15 protein-coding genes are annotated in these 15,205 nt (G+C 61.0%); 9 read left to right on the forward strand and 6 right to left on the reverse strand.

The annotated features are described in order from the left end of the window. Nucleotides 1-11: 11 nt before the first annotated feature. Complete coding sequence (locus Q7U49_RS13080; protein ID WP_304764702.1) at nt 12-1,427, forward strand: coniferyl aldehyde dehydrogenase; 1,416 nt, start codon at nt 12-14, stop codon at nt 1,425-1,427. A gap of 8 nt (nt 1,428-1,435) precedes the next feature. Here the strand turns inward: Q7U49_RS13080 and Q7U49_RS13085 are convergent, their stop codons facing one another. Together Q7U49_RS13085 and Q7U49_RS13090 are read right to left on the reverse strand one after the other, a co-directional pair. Continuing rightward, the gene (locus Q7U49_RS13085) at nt 1,436-2,872 is read right to left on the reverse strand and encodes an FAD-binding oxidoreductase (RefSeq protein WP_304764703.1); all 1,437 of its coding nucleotides are present in this window, start codon (nt 2,870-2,872) and stop codon (nt 1,436-1,438) included. Continuing rightward, entirely contained in the window at nt 2,853-3,269 is a 417-nt protein-coding gene (locus tag Q7U49_RS13090; RefSeq protein WP_304764704.1) for a DUF2069 domain-containing protein, read from the reverse strand. Before Q7U49_RS13090 ends, Q7U49_RS13085 begins: the two co-directional genes overlap by 20 nt. Nucleotides 3,270-3,314: 45 nt before the next feature. On the opposite strand from Q7U49_RS13090, the gene Q7U49_RS13095 reads away from it, so the two are divergent. Further along, nucleotides 3,315-4,529 (forward strand): YihY family inner membrane protein, encoded by a 1,215-nt coding sequence (locus Q7U49_RS13095; protein WP_304764705.1) that lies wholly within the window; start codon nt 3,315-3,317, stop codon nt 4,527-4,529. Between the two features lie 73 nt (nt 4,530-4,602). Continuing rightward, nucleotides 4,603-4,851: a DUF3297 family protein gene (locus tag Q7U49_RS13100; RefSeq protein ID WP_304764706.1), complete on the forward strand. Its 249-nt coding sequence runs from the start codon at nt 4,603-4,605 to the stop codon at nt 4,849-4,851. Between the two features lie 148 nt (nt 4,852-4,999). On the opposite strand, the gene Q7U49_RS13105 is transcribed toward Q7U49_RS13100, so the two are convergent. The 3 genes from Q7U49_RS13105 to Q7U49_RS13115 form a co-directional block, all read right to left on the reverse strand. After that, nucleotides 5,000-6,790 (reverse strand): ATP-binding protein, encoded by a 1,791-nt coding sequence (locus tag Q7U49_RS13105; RefSeq protein WP_304764707.1) that lies wholly within the window; start codon nt 6,788-6,790, stop codon nt 5,000-5,002. 243 nt (nt 6,791-7,033) lie between these two features. Further along, on the reverse strand, nt 7,034-7,852 hold the full coding sequence (locus Q7U49_RS13110) for an alpha/beta fold hydrolase (protein WP_304764708.1): 819 nt from the start codon (nt 7,850-7,852) through the stop codon (nt 7,034-7,036). Further along, a complete protein-coding gene (locus Q7U49_RS13115) occupies nt 7,849-9,147 on the reverse strand; it encodes an O-acetylhomoserine aminocarboxypropyltransferase (RefSeq protein ID WP_304764709.1) in 1,299 nt (432 codons plus the stop codon). The genes Q7U49_RS13110 and Q7U49_RS13115 overlap by 4 nt, the downstream gene beginning before the upstream one ends. Nucleotides 9,148-9,301: 154 nt before the next feature. On the opposite strand from Q7U49_RS13115, the gene Q7U49_RS13120 reads away from it, so the two are divergent. Genes Q7U49_RS13120 through ylqF form a run of 5 tightly spaced genes read left to right on the forward strand, consistent with a single transcriptional unit; the run spans nt 9,302 to nt 13,745 of the window. Continuing rightward, on the forward strand, nt 9,302-9,766 hold the full coding sequence (locus tag Q7U49_RS13120) for a CBS domain-containing protein (RefSeq protein ID WP_304764710.1): 465 nt from the start codon (nt 9,302-9,304) through the stop codon (nt 9,764-9,766). Between the two features lie 53 nt (nt 9,767-9,819). Next, complete coding sequence (aroC, locus tag Q7U49_RS13125) at nt 9,820-10,914, forward strand: chorismate synthase (protein ID WP_304764711.1); 1,095 nt, start codon at nt 9,820-9,822, stop codon at nt 10,912-10,914. A 13-nt stretch (nt 10,915-10,927) separates the two neighbouring features. After that, on the forward strand, nt 10,928-12,328 hold the full coding sequence (gene yegQ / locus Q7U49_RS13130; protein ID WP_304764712.1) for a tRNA 5-hydroxyuridine modification protein YegQ: 1,401 nt from the start codon (nt 10,928-10,930) through the stop codon (nt 12,326-12,328). 5 nt (nt 12,329-12,333) lie between these two features. Beyond that, nucleotides 12,334-12,753: an alternative ribosome rescue aminoacyl-tRNA hydrolase ArfB gene (arfB, locus tag Q7U49_RS13135; RefSeq protein ID WP_304764713.1), complete on the forward strand. Its 420-nt coding sequence runs from the start codon at nt 12,334-12,336 to the stop codon at nt 12,751-12,753. A gap of 32 nt (nt 12,754-12,785) precedes the next feature. Further along, nucleotides 12,786-13,745 carry a ribosome biogenesis GTPase YlqF gene (ylqF, locus tag Q7U49_RS13140; RefSeq protein WP_304764714.1) on the forward strand — a complete coding sequence of 320 codons (960 nt, stop codon included), beginning with the start codon at nt 12,786-12,788 and terminating at the stop codon, nt 13,743-13,745. Between the two features lie 5 nt (nt 13,746-13,750). On the opposite strand, the gene Q7U49_RS13145 is transcribed toward ylqF, so the two are convergent. Then, nucleotides 13,751-14,047, reverse strand: coding sequence for a 2Fe-2S iron-sulfur cluster binding domain-containing protein (locus Q7U49_RS13145; RefSeq protein WP_304764715.1), 297 nt, complete (start codon nt 14,045-14,047; stop codon nt 13,751-13,753). Nucleotides 14,048-14,067: 20 nt separating this feature from the next. On the opposite strand from Q7U49_RS13145, the gene Q7U49_RS13150 reads away from it, so the two are divergent. Continuing rightward, a complete protein-coding gene (locus Q7U49_RS13150; protein ID WP_304764716.1) occupies nt 14,068-15,003 on the forward strand; it encodes a DHH family phosphoesterase in 936 nt (311 codons plus the stop codon). Nucleotides 15,004-15,205 lie beyond the last annotated feature (202 nt).

Below are 15,205 nucleotides of genomic sequence, written 5' to 3' on the forward strand. Positions count from 1 at the left end.
TTCTCTGCACCATGAACCAGACCCTTACCCCGAGCCCGCTCGACACTGCGCTTGCGCTGCAGCGCCAGGCCTATTTGGCCCACCCTGTGCCCACGCTGGCCGAGCGCAAGGCGGATTTGCGCACCCTGCAACGCTTCGTGCGCGAGCACAAGGAGGCCCTGTGTGATGCCATCAGCGCCGACTATGGCCACCGCTCGCGTCACGAGACCCTGCTGGCCGAGGTGTTCCCGGTGGTGGACGGCATTGACCACGTTATCAAGCACCTGCCAGGCTGGATGAAGACACAGCGGCGTAACGTCGACCTGCGCACCTTCTTCGGCGCCAGCAACCGCGTGATACCGCAGCCGCTGGGCGTGGTGGGCGTGATCGTGCCGTGGAACTTTCCGCTCAACCTGAGCCTGGTGCCGCTGACGTCGATCTTCGCCGCGGGCAACCGCGCCATGGTCAAGATGAGTGAAAACTCACGCCACCTGGCGGCCTACCTGATAGCGCACATGCCGGCTTACTTCCCGCCGGAAAAGCTGCAGTTTTTTGATGAAACCGGGGGTGTGGGTATTGCCTTCTCACAGCTCAAATTCGACCATCTGCTGTTCACCGGCTCGGGCGCCACCGGGCGACTGGTGATGAGCGCTGCGGCGCAGAATCTGTGTCCGGTGACGCTGGAACTGGGAGGACGTTCGCCGGCCATCGTCTGCGAAGACTTCCCGGTGCGCGTGGCAGCCGAGCGCATCCTGTTCGTCAAATTCCTCAATGCCGGGCAGATCTGCACCACGGTCGACCACCTGTGGCTGCCGCAGGCCAAGGTGGAAGCCTTCGTGCAGGCGGCGCGCGAGATCGTGCCGGCGCGCTACCCGACGCTCGATTCACCCGACTACACATCGATCATCGACCAGCGTTCGTTCGATCGCCTGCTGGCCGCACTGGACGATGCGCGCGAGCGTGGCGCCACGTTGCTGCCGCTGCTGCCCGGCCCGGCCTTCGACGCCTCCGTGCGCAAGATCAACCCGCACATCGTGCTGGATGCACCGCCGGAGAGCGTGCTTTGGCAGCGCGAGATCTTCGGCCCCATCCTGCCGATCCGCGGTTACCGCTCGCTCGAAGAGGTGATTGACGCCGTCAACGCCGGCCCGCGGCCGCTGGCGGTCTATCCCTTCAGCCACGACCGAGGTACGGTGCGCGTGCTGCTGGAGCGCGTCATGTCCGGCGGCGTGTCGGTCAACGATGCGCTGTTCCACGTCGGCCAGCACGACCTGCCCTTCGGCGGAGTGGGCGAATCGGGCATGGGCCACTACCACGGCCACGATGGCTTCAACACCTTCTCCAAGCTGAGGCCGGTGTTCTATCAGGGGCGCTTTCCGACGCTGAAATTCCTGATGCCGCCCTACGGCAAGCTGGCCGACCGCGTGCTGGCGTTTTTGATCCGCTAAATTTTCCGTTACCCGAGCCGCATCACCCGGCCCGGGTTCATGAGGTTGTGAGGGTCCAGCGCCTGTTTAATGGCGCGCATGGTGTGCAGGGCCACCGGCGATTTGTAGTGGGTCAGGTGGTCCACTTTGAGGCTACCCACGCCATGTTCGGCAGAAATGGAGCCGCCATGCGCCAGCACCGCGTCGAACACGATGCTGTTCACGCGCGTCTCCTGCTCAGCTAAAAACACCGCAGCATCCTGGCCTTCAGGGGCTTGCACGTTGTAGTGCAGGTTGCCGTCGCCCAGGTGACCAAAGTTGACCAGCCGCACACCGGCAATGGCCTGTGCCAGCAGCTTATCGGTACTGGCGACAAAGGCCGCCATGCCAGACACCGGCACTGAAATGTCATGCTTGATGTTGAGACCCTCCAGCGCTTGCGCCAGCGGGATGCTTTCGCGAATCTGCCACAGGTTGTGCGCCTGGGTGAGGTTCTCGGCCACCACGGCGTCGGTCACGCAGCCCTCTTCCAGGGCGGCTTCGAGCAAGCCCTCCAACTGGGCTCGGGCATGGGCCTCGGATTCAGCATCGGCGTTTTCCAGCAGCACGCAAAAGGCGCTGCTCTGGTACAGCGGCACGCGCAGATTCGCAAAGTGCCGGGCCACCAGGCTCAGGGCAAATTGGCCCATCATCTCGAAGCCGGTCAGGCTGGCGCTCAGGTGCTGCTGCGCCAGCCCCAGCAGTTGCACCGCCGCCTCAACCGAGGGCACGGCAGCCCACGCGGTGAGTTGCGCTTTGGGTTGCGGATAGAGCTTGAGCGTGGCGGCGGTGATGATGCCCAGCGTGCCTTCGGCGCCGATGTAGAGATTTTTCAGGTCGTAGCCGGTGTTGTCCTTGCGCAGGCCGCTCAGGCCCGGCCAAATATCGCCTTGCGGCGTCACGACCTCCAGCCCCAGGCACAGGTCGCGCGCATTGCCAAAGCGCAGCACCTGGGTGCCGCCGGCGTTGGTGCCCAGATTGCCGCCAATGGTGCACGAGCCCTCGGCCGCCAGACTGAGCGGAAACCAAAAACCTGCTGCCTCGGCCTGTTCTTGCACCGTTTGCAAGATGCAACCGGCTTCCACCGTCAGGGTCAGGTTGGCCGCATCAATATGGCGCACCGCGTTCAGGCGCTGCAGGCTCAGCACGATTTGTCGGCCCGTGTCGTCGGGGGTTGATCCCACCACCAGTCCGGTGTTGCCACCTTGCGGCACGATGCTCAAGCCGCTGTCCGGGTACTGCGTCAAATAATCTGCGCAGGCCTTCACCACTTGTGCCACCTCGTCGGTACTGGCCGGGCGCACCACGGCCAGGGCCTTGCCCGAGCTGCGTTTGCGCCAATCCTGGGTCCAGGCGCTGAGGTCGCCTTCGGTCAGCACATGGGCGGCACCGACGATGGCTTTGAGTTCAGAGAGCAGGGTTTGCATGGCTGGCTGCCGTGGCGGCGTTTTTCAAGCGCAAGCGCACATGCAGCGCGCAGGCGGTAAAGAGGGTGAGGCAAAGAAAGACTTCCACCATCGCGAGATAGTTGCCGGGTGGCTTGTCGCTGTAGGCGCGCACTGCGCCTTCGGTGAAGTACAGCCACACCAGCAGGCTGACCCAGCGGTAGGTGTACATGCGGTTTTTCAGCAAGCCCGCCAGCGGCAGGCACAGCGGCAGCACCTTGAGCGCCAGCCAGGAGCCGCCCGGACGCAGCGGCGCCAGCAGCAGTTCCCAGGCCAGGCCCAGCACAATGAGGCCCAGCAGGCTGCCCACCGCCAGAATTCGGGTCAGGGCCACGCTGGGGGTGGCAGATGTTGGGGGAGCGTTGGGAATCGTGTTCATGACGGTGGCATCATAGCGGCCATGAGCTTAACCCCCACAACACGCATGAGCTGGCCCCAGAGGCTGGATGTCTTTTTAAGCGACCTGTCCAATTTTCCCTGGAAAAACACCGCTTACACCTTGCGTGAGCGCTTTCGGGAAGATCGTTTGGGGCTCACTGCCAGCAGCCTGACCTTTACCACCACGATTGCGCTGGTGCCGCTGGTCACGGTGTTGCTGGCCGTGTTCACCGCGTTCCCGATGTTTGCCAAGTTCCAGGGCGTGCTGCAGCAGTGGTTGATCGAGAGCCTGATTCCAGACACCATCGCGCGCCAGGTGTTGGGCTACCTGACGCAGTTCGCCGGCAAGGCGAGCAAGCTTGGCGGCGTCGGCCTGGCGGTGCTGTTCATCACCGCGCTGGCGCTGATTTTGACCATCGACCGCACCCTGAACGCCATCTGGCGGGTGCGCAAGCCACGCCCGCTGGGGCAACGGGTGCTGGTGTACTGGGCGGTGATGACACTCGGGCCCATCTTGCTGGCGTTGAGCCTGAGCCTGACGTCTTATGCCTTGTCGGCTTCCAAAGGCCTGGTGGGGGGCTTGCCGGGCGGCCTTGAACTGCTGCTGGACAGCCTGCAATTTGTGTTGCTGGCTTGGGGCATGGCCGCGCTGTACCGCTATGTTCCCAACACCCATGTGCGCTGGTCCCACGCCTGGGTGGGTGGCCTGTTTGTTTCGGTGGGCTTTGAAGCGGCCAAAAAACTGCTGGTCCTTTACCTGGGCCAGGTGCCGACCTATTCGGTGCTGTACGGCGCCTTTGCCACGCTGCCCATCATGTTGATCTGGATTTATGTCGGCTGGGTCATTGTGCTGCTGGGCGCGGTCATTGCCGCCTACTTGCCCAGCTTGCTCAGTGGCGTGCAGCGCCGTGCCACGGCCCAGGGCTGGCAGTTTTTGCTGGCCATTGAGGTGCTGCAGCAGTTGGCACCCTTGCGGGACGCCCCGGCCAGGGGATTGACCATGACCGGGTTGACGCAGTTGCTCAAGGTCGACGCCCTGCAACTCGAGCCTGTGCTGGAGACGCTGGTGGAACTGGACTGGATCGGTGAGTTGCAGGAGGAAGGTGCCGACGACGAGGCGCGCTACGTGCTGCTGGCCGACCCCGACAGCACGCCGCTGCAGGCCTTGTTGCACGCCTTGCTGCTGCCCTGCGAGCCCAGCACCCTGCATTTATGGGAAAACGGACGCTGGCAGGAATTGACGCTGCGTCAGGCGCTGTGACGCACCTGGAAATTCTCGCTGCCGAATGTTGGAAAATCGGTTCCTTTCATTTTGATATCCAAAGAAGTACCTCATGACCGACATCCCACAAAAGCCTGAACTGCCCGATCACCTGTCCACCGACGCGCGCAGCCCGCATCACCTGGCTGCCGTGTTTGAGCACGACATTGGCATCCGGCTCAACGACAAGGAATTGTTCAATGTGGACGAATACTGCGTCAGCGAAGGCTGGGTCAAGGTGCCTGCCGGCAAGACGCGCGACCGCAAGGGCAACCCGCTGCTGATCAAGCTCAAGGGCAAGGTCGAGGCGTTTTACAAGTGACATGAAAATGCGCAGGCCGTGATCCCACCGGTCGGCTGAAAGGGCGCTACATCGGTCTCAACAGTCGCTTTGAAATCACGGCGCTGCGCGATGCCTTGGACATCATCATCGCAGCCACTGACCTGTGGCCGGCATCAAGGAGCGAAAGTCACGGTACTTCAATCGCCATCGGCGATTGGGTTCGCGCAAAGGCCATCGCCGAGTCCAGCACTTTCAAGAACTCCTTTACCTTGAAAGGTTTTGTAAGATACTGGAAAAATCCGGCAGACAAACCCTTGAGGATATGCTCAGACATGGCATTGGCACTGATGGCCAAGACGGGAATGTGCTTGGTCAGCGGATCCTGGCGCAATATCTTCAGCACCTCCACGCCGCTCAGACCTGGGAGGTTGATGTCCATCAAAATGACCCTTGGAAGGTGGGTGCGTGCCATTTCTATGCCCTGAATTCCATTGCTGGCCCTCAGCAATTGAATGTTGGGACGAGCGGCAAGGATTTGCTCCACCAGTTCCATATTGGCCGGGTTGTCTTCCACATACATCACGATGCAAGGCGATTGGTTCAGCGCGGCATTGGCGGGGTCCATATCCACATGAACCTGCTCTGCGTCCGCACGTTGCGCCTGTGTCCGGGTGAGATCGACCCAGAACACACTGCCAACATCAACCGTACTTTGTACGCCGATTTTGCCGCCCATCATTTCAGTCAGGCGCTTTGCAACCACCAAACCGAGACCGGTTCCTTCGATCATGCCGCCTTCCTGGCCAAGTCGATTGAAGGGCTCAAATAGATGGGAAAGCTTTTCGGGCGACAAACCTTGCCCGGTATCCCGAACGTTGACTCGCAAAACTTCGGGTATCGTGTCGTCAATGGTCACATCGACGGTTCCACCAGGGTGGTTGTATTTAATGGCGTTGGTTAGCAAGTTGACGATCAACTGTTTGAGGCGCACCGCGTCCGCAATGACCAGAAACGGACTGGTGAACTGCGCGAAATTGACGTCGATGCCGCTTGTTTGAACTTGTGGTTCGATCATGCGTTGACAATCCAGTAATACTTCGGTGAGCGACAGCGGTTCGAGCGACAAGGCATTCTGGCCCGACTCGATCAAGGACAGATCCAGAATTTCGTTCACGAGGGTCAGCAGATACCAACCCCCGCGCAGAATTTGATCAATTCTGCTTTGTTGAGCTGATGTAAGTGCAGGCGTACTCGATTCCAGCAATTGGGCAAATCCCAGGACAGAATTAAGGGGGGAGCGCAGTTCATGGCTCATGCTGGATAGAAAATCGGATTTCGCCCGATTGGCCATTTCCGCGACTTTTCTGGCGTTTTCGAGTTCCAGATTTCTTTCCTCCAGAGACCGATCCAGAAGTTTGCGCTCGGAAATATTGGACAGGACGACGCGATGCAGCGACGCGCCATCGGCATTCTGCGCGATGGATGCCTCCAGATGGGCCCAGAACGGCGTGCCGTCATGAGCCTTCATTCGCAATTCGCACCATTGCGTCAGACCGGAGTCAACAAGTTTGTCGCGATGTTGGTGATAGATGTCCTGGTCTTCATGGACGACGAAGCGACTGAAAGCTTGCTGAATCAGGTCGCTTCGGGCCACACCGAGCAGCTTCGCCGCCGTCAGGTTGACCTCCAGGATCAAGCCCTGCTCACTCAAAGTGCAATAGCCCACGGGCGCCAAATCATAGAGATCACAATAGCGCGCACGCTCGTCGTCCAGCGCGAGCTGTGCATGACGTAGCTTTTCATTTTGCAACTCCAACTCAGCCTGATGCACGCGCAGCCCGTGAAGCAGTCGTCGCGCAACGTCAGGGGCAATGGTCTGCCGACGTTCAGGCGCCTCAGCCCATTTGCCTTTTGCGGTAGCACATAGCCGTTGTCTCGATGCGATTGCGGTGCGTCGGCTCAGTTTTCCACTTAGCATTTTGCTCTCCACAGATTGACTAGGATCAATGCCCTTCCGCTTCGGGGTGGCCGGCTCTGCCTTGGTTGGGCGTGGCGCTCTGGGACTGATTGATGACAAACGGCGCTGACCGTATGAGCTCCATTGGAGCGCGCACCTTAACACCAAGATCGCTCGTCAACTTGTGAATTGTCAAACAAACAACAAAATTTGACACGTAGATTCAGGTTCATCATGGAGCCTGGAATCTTTTGTGATTCCTCCTCACCCCATTTCGTGCTTGGTCAAAAACCCGCGCAACGCCGCCAGCATCTCCTCAGGCGTTTCATTCATCTGCTGGTGTCCACCAGGCAAATAGACCACCCGGCCATCGCGGGCCAGTTTGATCAACGCTTGGGCCGCTTTGGGCGGCGTCATCTGGTCCAGCTGGCCCAGTACGAAAAGCACCGGGCAAGTGACCCGGGCCATGGCCTGCAGGCCATTCTGGTAGCTGTCGCAGGCTTTGAAGCCGGTGTAAAACACGTTGCTCTTTGAATTGCTCGCGATGACCCGCCGGCCCAGCGCCATCGACGCGCCATAAACCCAGGTGCCCGGCCCCAGGGCCGAGGGCGGTGGCGCCAGCGTGGAACGTGAAAACACATTGACCATTTCCAGCGCCTTCATCGGCGCACTGACGGAAGCCTCCAACAGGGCAGGGGACACGCGCATGGGGAAGGCAATGCCCACCAACACCAGCTGGCTCACGCGCTGCGGTGCTTGGGCCGCCGCCTCCAGCGCAATCAGCGCGCCAAAGCTGTGGCCGACCAGCGCGGCTTGCGCCAGTCCTGCCGCGTCCATCAGCGCGAGCACAAAGTCGGCGGCCTCTTCCACAGTGGCCGGTGGCTCGCCGCCGCTTCGGCAATGGCCGGGCAGATCCAGCGCCAGCACATTCCAGCCGTGGTGCGCCAGGTAGCGTGTTTGCAGGATCCAGACGCTGTGGTCATTGAGTACGCCGTGGATGAAGATGGCGGTGGGTTGGGCGGCATCGAAGGCTTTGCCGCCGGTGTAGCAGTAAGTGGGTGTGCCGTTGACGTTGAAGATCATGCTGCTTTCTCCGCGGTTTTCAAGGCACGTTTCAGGTCGTCAATCAGATCATCCGGGTCTTCCAGGCCAATGCTCAGGCGGATCGTGCCCTGCGTGATGCCGCCCGCTGCCAGCGCTGCGTCATCCATGCGGAAGTGGGTGGTGCTGGCCGGGTGAATCACCAGGCTGCGGCAGTCGCCCACATTGGCCAGGTGGCTGAACAGTTTGAGACCTTCCACAAACGCCTTGCCTTGGTTGCGGCTGCCTTTGAGGTCGAAACTGAACACCGAGCCCGCACCGCGTGGCAGCAGCTTTGCGGCAAGCGCGTGGCTGGGGTGGCTGGGCAGCATGGGGTGGCCGACCCGCGCCACCAAGGCTTGGCTGGCCAAAAATTCGACCACTTTCTGGGTGTTGCTCATGTGGCGGGCCATGCGCAGCGGCAGCGTTTCCATGCCTTGCAAGATGAGCCAGGCCGAATGCGGGCTAAGGCAGGCGCCAAAGTCGCGCAGGCCTTCACGTCGCGCCCGCAGCAAGAACGCGCCCACGGTGGACTCTTCGGAAAACACCATGTTGTGAAAACCGTCGTAGGGCTGGCACAGCTCGGGGAATTGGCCTGAGGCGTCCCAGTCAAAACTGCCGCCATCCACCACCAGCCCGCCGATCACGGTGCCGTGCCCGCTAAGGAACTTGGTGGCCGAGTGGTAGATCAGGTCGGCGCCGTGCTCGAACGGCTTCATGAGCCAGGGCGTGGTCAGGGTTGCGTCGACCAGCAGCGGCACGCCGGCCTCATGGGCTATTGCCGAGACCGTGGGGATGTCGAGCACGTCAAGCCCCGGGTTGCCCACGGCCTCGCCAAAGAAGAGCCGGGTGTTGGGCCGCACGGCGGCGCGCCAGCCGTCGACGTCGCCGGGCTTGACAAAGGTGGTGTCGATGCCAAAGCGGCGCAGCGTGTAGTGCAGCAGGTTCTGGCTGCCGCCATACAGCGCGGTGCTGGCCACGATGTGGCTGCCAGCGCCCATCAGCGTCGCGATGCTCAGGTGTAGCGCGGCCTGGCCGCTGGCCACGGCTATGGCGCCAATGCCGCCTTCCAGGGCGCTGATGCGCTGCTCCAGCACCGCGTTGGTCGGGTTGCTGATGCGGCTATAGACATGGCCGGCGCGCTCCAGGTTGAACAGCGACTGGGCGTGGTCGCTGGACTCGAAAACAAACGAGGTGGTCAGGTAAATGGGCAGCGCGCGGGCGCCGGTGGCGGGGTCGGGCGCTGCGCCCGCGTGCAGGGCGAGGGTGTCAAAACCTGGGTCGGAATAACCGGGCATGGGAACCTTTCAGGGTAACAAGGGGTTTGCCACCGCAATTTTTGAACAAATAACCGCAAGCTGATGGAAATCACTGATGGCGACGACTGAATTGTGGGCTATATTTCAGTTAACTTAGTCGGTCAACTGTGACCTATCCAACACGAGGAGCACCATGAAAGTCAGTGATATCTTGCGCATCAAGGGCAGTACGCTTTACACGGTTACACCTGAAGAGCCCCTGGTCAGCGCGCTCAAGCTCATGGCGGAACGTGACATTGGTTCGCTGGTGGTCATGGACCACGGTGACTTGGTGGGCATGCTCACGGTGCGCGAACTGACTCAGGTGCTGGTGAAAACCGGCGGGGTGATCGACAAGACCATTGTGCGTACCGCCATGGACGACCACCCCCTGACCTGTACCATGGAAACCGACATGGACGAAGTGCGCCGCATGATGCTGGACCGCCACGCGCGCTACATGCCGGTCATGAACAAGAAAATGCTGATGGGTGTGATCAGTTTTCATGACGTGGCCCGCGCTGTGGTGGACAGCCAGAACTTTGAGAACAAGATGCTCAAGGCCTACATTCACGACTGGCCCGAAGGCCAGGCGCCTGACGACGCGCCCAAGCTGTAATTCTTGCCCTGATGCGCCCGGGTTCGGGCCCCGCTCTGGGATAATCGCGCCCCATGAGCGGCAATACCTTTGGAAATTTATTCGCAGTCACCAACTTTGGTGAATCCCACGGCCCGGCCATTGGCTGCGTGATCGACGGCTGCCCGCCAGGGCTGGCGCTGTCCGAGGCTGACATCCAGCCCGACCTGGACCGGCGCCGGCCGGGCACCAGCAAGTTCGTCACCCAGCGCAACGAGCCCGATGCGGTGCAGATTTTGTCGGGCGTGTATGAGGGTAAAACCACCGGCACGCCAATTTGCCTGCTGATCAAAAACACCGACCAGCGCAGCAAGGACTATGGCAATATCGTCCAGACCTTTCGCCCCGGCCACGCCGACTACAGCTATTTTCAGAAATACGGCATTCGCGACCCACGCGGCGGTGGCCGCTCCAGTGCGCGCCTGACGGCGCCCATGGTGGCGGCCGGCGCGGTGGCCAAGAAATGGCTGTTTGAGAAATACGGCACTGTGTTTCGCGGCTGCATGACGCAAGTTGGCGAATTGCCGATTGCCTTTGAGTCGTGGGAGCATGTGCCCAACAACCCGTTTTTTGCGCCAGTGGCCGATGTCTCAGCGCTTGAAGCCTACATGAGTGAATTGCGCAAGGGCGGCGATTCGTGTGGTGCACGGCTGCGCGTGTCGGCGTCGAACGTGCCGGTGGGCTTGGGTGAGCCGCTGTTCGACAAGATGGACGCTGACATTGCTTACGCCATGATGGGCGTCAATGCCGTCAAGGGCGTGGAAATTGGCGCCGGTTTTGCCAGTGTGACGCAACGTGGCAGCATGCACGGTGATTCGCTATCCCCCCTGGGTTTCATGGGCAACAACGCCGGTGGTGTGCTCGGTGGCATCACCAGCGGGCAGGACCTGGAGGTGTCGGTGGCGATCAAGCCGACCAGTTCCATCTTGACGCCGCGCACCTCGATCGACATGGCGGGCCAGCCCACCGAAGTGGTCACCAAGGGCCGCCACGACCCCTGCGTGGGTATTCGCGCCACACCCATCCTGGAAGCCATGCTGGCGTTGGTGGTGATGGAGCACGCGTTGCGCCAGCGCGCCCAGTGCGGTGATGTGCGGCCCGGGCTGGCCCCCATTGCAGCGCAGGCCTGAGTTGACACACGCCATGAAAACCCCTGAACTGCTGGCCCCGGCCGGGTCACTGGCCATGCTGGAAACCGCGCTGGCCTTTGGTGCCACGGCCATTTATGCCGGCCAGCCGCGCTACTCCTTGCGCGTGCGCAACAACGACTTTGGCGACATTGAGGTCTTGAAGCAGGGCATTGACACCGCGCACGCCAAGGGTGCCAGGTTTTTTCTGGTGTCCAACATCTTTCCGCACGGCAACAAAGTCAGGCACTACATTGACAACATGGCGCCGGTGATCGCGCTCAAACCCGACGCCATGATCATGTCCGACCCCGGCCTGATCATGATGGTGCGCGAGACCTGGCCCGAGATGGAAATCCATCTGTCGGTGCAGGCCAACACGGTGAATTCCGCCGCGGTCAGGTTCTGGAAAACCGTGGGCATCCACCGCGTGATTTTGTCGCGCGAGCTGTCGCTGGACCAGGTGGCCGAAATCCGCCAGGCTTGTCCCGACACCGAGCTCGAAGTCTTTGTGCACGGCGCCTTGTGTATTGCCTATTCGGGTCGCTGCCTGCTGTCGGGCTATTTCAACCACCGCGACGCCAATCAGGGCAGTTGTACCAATTCCTGCCGCTGGGACTACAAAACGCAAAAAGGCGTGGTCGATGCCTCGGGCGATGTGCTGACCCGCCAGGCGGCCATGGCACGCGAACGCGAACAGGACGAGCGCACCGGCGCTGGCGTGTTGCCAGGTCAGGGTGACATTGAGCGTTCACCCGAGGCCGATCAGGTTTACATGCTGGAGGAAAGCCAGCGCGAGGGCAGCTACATGCCGATCGAGGAAGACGAGCATGGCACCTATGTCATGAATTCGAAGGACCTGCGCGCCATCGAGCACGTCAAACGCCTGGTGGAGATTGGCGTCGATTCTCTCAAGATCGAGGGCCGCACCAAGAGCCCGTATTACGTGGCGCGCACGGTGCAAAGCTACCGCCGCGCCATTGACGACGCAGTGGCCGGGCGCGAGCTCGACCCTGCCTTGCTCGGGCAGTTGGAGGGCCTGGCCAACCGGGGCTATACCTCGGGCTTTTTCCAGCGCCACACGCCCGAGGCCACACAAAATTACCTGCGCGGGTACTCCGAGTCGGGTCGCAGCCTGTATGTGGGTGACGCGGTGGCGTTTGATGCGTCGCGCGGCCTGATGCAAGTCAACGTGCGCAACCGCTTTGCGGTGGGCGACTGGCTCGAGATCATCCACCCGGATGGCAATGCTGATGTGCAGATCAGCCGCATGGAAAGCTTTGACGGTGCCGCCGTGGCGGTCGCCCCCGGCAGTGGCCACACGGTGTGGCTGCAACTGCCCGAGCGCGCCGTGGGTGCGTTTGTGGCGCGTTATGTCCACGCGCCAGAGACCGAACCCACAGTTTCGATGGTGTGACAGCGATGACTGTGATTGTCGAGCCCTTGCACGTGCCCGAGGACGAGGTTGAGCTCACAGCCATCCGGGCGCAGGGCGCGGGTGGCCAGAACGTCAACAAGGTCTCCAGCGCGATTCATCTGCGCTTTGACATCATGGCTTCCAGCCTGCCGGACGATGTCAAGGAACGACTGCTGGCCCTGCATGACAGTCGCATCACCCGGGACGGCGTGCTGGTGCTCAAGGCGCAGCAGCACCGCACCCAGGAAATGAACCGCTTTGACGCGCTGATCCGCCTGCACGAGCTGGTCAACAGTGTGGCGCAGCCGCCCAAAACGCGCAAGCCGACCAAACCGACGCGGGCCTCGGTCAGGCGGGTGCGCCAAGCCAAGACGCAGCGCTCCGAAGTCAAGGCCGCGCGCGCGCCGGTTCGGTCAGAACATTGACAGGCTTGAGGCCTCTACTGGATCAATCAAACATGGCAATTCAATGGTTCCCCGGGCACATGCACCTGACGCAAAAGGCAATTGCCGAGCGCATCAAAAACATCGATGTCGTGATCGAACTGCTCGACGCGCGCCTGCCCGCCTCCAGCGCCAACCCGATGCTGGCCGAACTGACCCAGGGTAAGCCGACACTCAAGGTGCTCAACAAACAGGACCTGGCCGACCCCGAGCGCACGGCCCAGTGGCTGGCGCATTACAACAGCCAGAGCGGTACCCGCGCCATCGGCCTGGACGCCAGTATGGCCGCGCCCGCCAAGGCGTTGATCAAGGCCTGTTTTGAGCTGGCGCCCAACCGTGGCGGCATGGTCAAGCCGATGCGGGTGCTGATTTGCGGCATCCCCAACGTGGGCAAATCCACCCTGATCAACACGCTGACCGCCAAGCGCGCGGCCAAAACCGGCGACGAGGCTGGTGTGACCAAGCTGGAGCAGCGCATCAGCCTGGCGGACGACTTTTACCTCTATGACACGCCCGGCATGCTGTGGCCGCGCATCATCGTGGCCAAGAGCGGTTACAACCTGGCCGCCAGCGGTGCGGTCGGGCGCAACGCCTTTGATGAACAAGAAGTGGCGCTGGAACTGCTGGACTATTTAAAGACGCATTACCCGGCTTTACTTGAAGCCCGTTTCAAGCTTGCCGATGTGGCCGACCTGACCGACGAGCAGTTGCTGGAGGCCATTGGGCGCCAGCGTGGAGCCCTGCAAGGCGGCAAAAAGATCAATTTGCAAAAGGCCGCCGAGATTGCGATTTACGACTTTCGCTCAGGCGTCATTGGTCGCATGACGCTGGAAACACCCGAAGAATTTGCCCAATGGCTGGCTGTAGGCAAAACGCTGGATGCCGAGCGTCAGGTGAAAAAGGATGCGATCGAGTTGGACCGAAAAATCAGGTTCAAAAAAATCCCGCGACCCGACTTACGCCCATCGCGGTGATTTATTCAAAAGCTTTGGTGTTGCAGCACCACATCCGAGCAAGGGTAGGCGACGCAGGGCAGCACATAGCCTTCTTCCTTTTCTTCGGCGCTCAAGCCTGGCCAGTCGATCTCGTAGCGCACCTGGCCGCGTTCCAATTTGCTGAAACAGGTGCGGCAGGTGCCGTTGCGGCAGGAACTGGGCCAGTCAATGCCGCCTTGCTCGATGGAAACCAGCAGCGGCTGGTGCGACCAGGCATCAAACTGGGTGGCATCGGGCTCGGCGATGCCTATGAAAATCGTCGGGTTATTGTCTACACTCATTGATCAATTATATTTATCCCATGAAATCCATATTGCCCCTGAGCTTGCTGGTCAAGCCCGATCACAACGACCCCCGGCCCCTCGTGATCTACCACGGCCACACCTGCCCCGACGGTTTTGCCGCAGCGCTGGCGGCCTGGATTTATTACCAGGGCAAGGCTGAATTTCTGGCCCTGGACCATGGTGATGTCCGTTCGGTGGACGACTTGCCACCGCTGGACGGGCGCGCGGTCTACATTCTCGATTTTTCTTTCGGCGAGGTGATCCTGCGCGCCATGGAAGAGCGCGCTGCCAAGCTGGTCATGTTGGACCACCACCTGAGCGCGGCCGAGAAACTCACCGGCTTTGTTTGCCGCTGCGGGGTGGTGCATTTCGACATGAATAAGTCGGGTGCGCGCCTGGCCTGGGAGTTTTTCCATCCGGAGCAGCCGGTGCCGGACCTGGTGCGTTTCGTCGAGGACCGTGACATCTGGGTCTGGCAATACCCTGAAAGTGCCAGCTTTCTGGCGGCGCTGGATATGGAGCCGTTTGACTTTGCGCGTTGGCAGCACATTACCCGGATGGACGACGCGCACCTGGCTGCCTTCATTGAACGTGGCCATGCCATGGACGAGAAGTTCCAGAAATTGGCCGAGTTGATCGCGGAGTCGGCGAGCCCGGTGGTCTTCAACGGCGTGACGGGCTTGATGGTCAACGCGCCCGGTGTGTTTCACAGCCTGGTGGGTGACTTGCTGAGCAAGAAATCGGGCACCTTCGCCTTGCTCTGGAGTGTCGACAAAAAAGTGGCGATCAAGTGTGGCCTGCGCTCCAGGTCTGATTTCAATTGCATTCCGCTGGCCGCCAGCATGGGCGGCGGTGGTCATGCGCAGGCCAGTGGCTTCAAGATGCCAATGGCGCGTCTGCCCGAGTTGCTCGGTGGCAGCTTGACCGGAACCATCACGGATGCACCGACCTGATCCGGAAAAATAAAAAAAAGGGTTGGTCTTGCGACCAACCCTTAAGGAGTCCCTGAACCTGAAGGTTTCGAAAGGACCCGAGGAGACAACGGTTGGAAAACTTTCGTTTTCAATGTTTCAAATCATACCAAGCAAGTCAGGGTTTCCCCTTGGTTTTAGGCGCTAAGCCCTAAAAAAATAGTGTCAGACGACTTGCCGGGCT

This window comes from Rhodoferax sp. (assembly GCF_030653815.1).
Lineage (GTDB): Bacteria > Pseudomonadota > Gammaproteobacteria > Burkholderiales > Burkholderiaceae_C > Rhodoferax.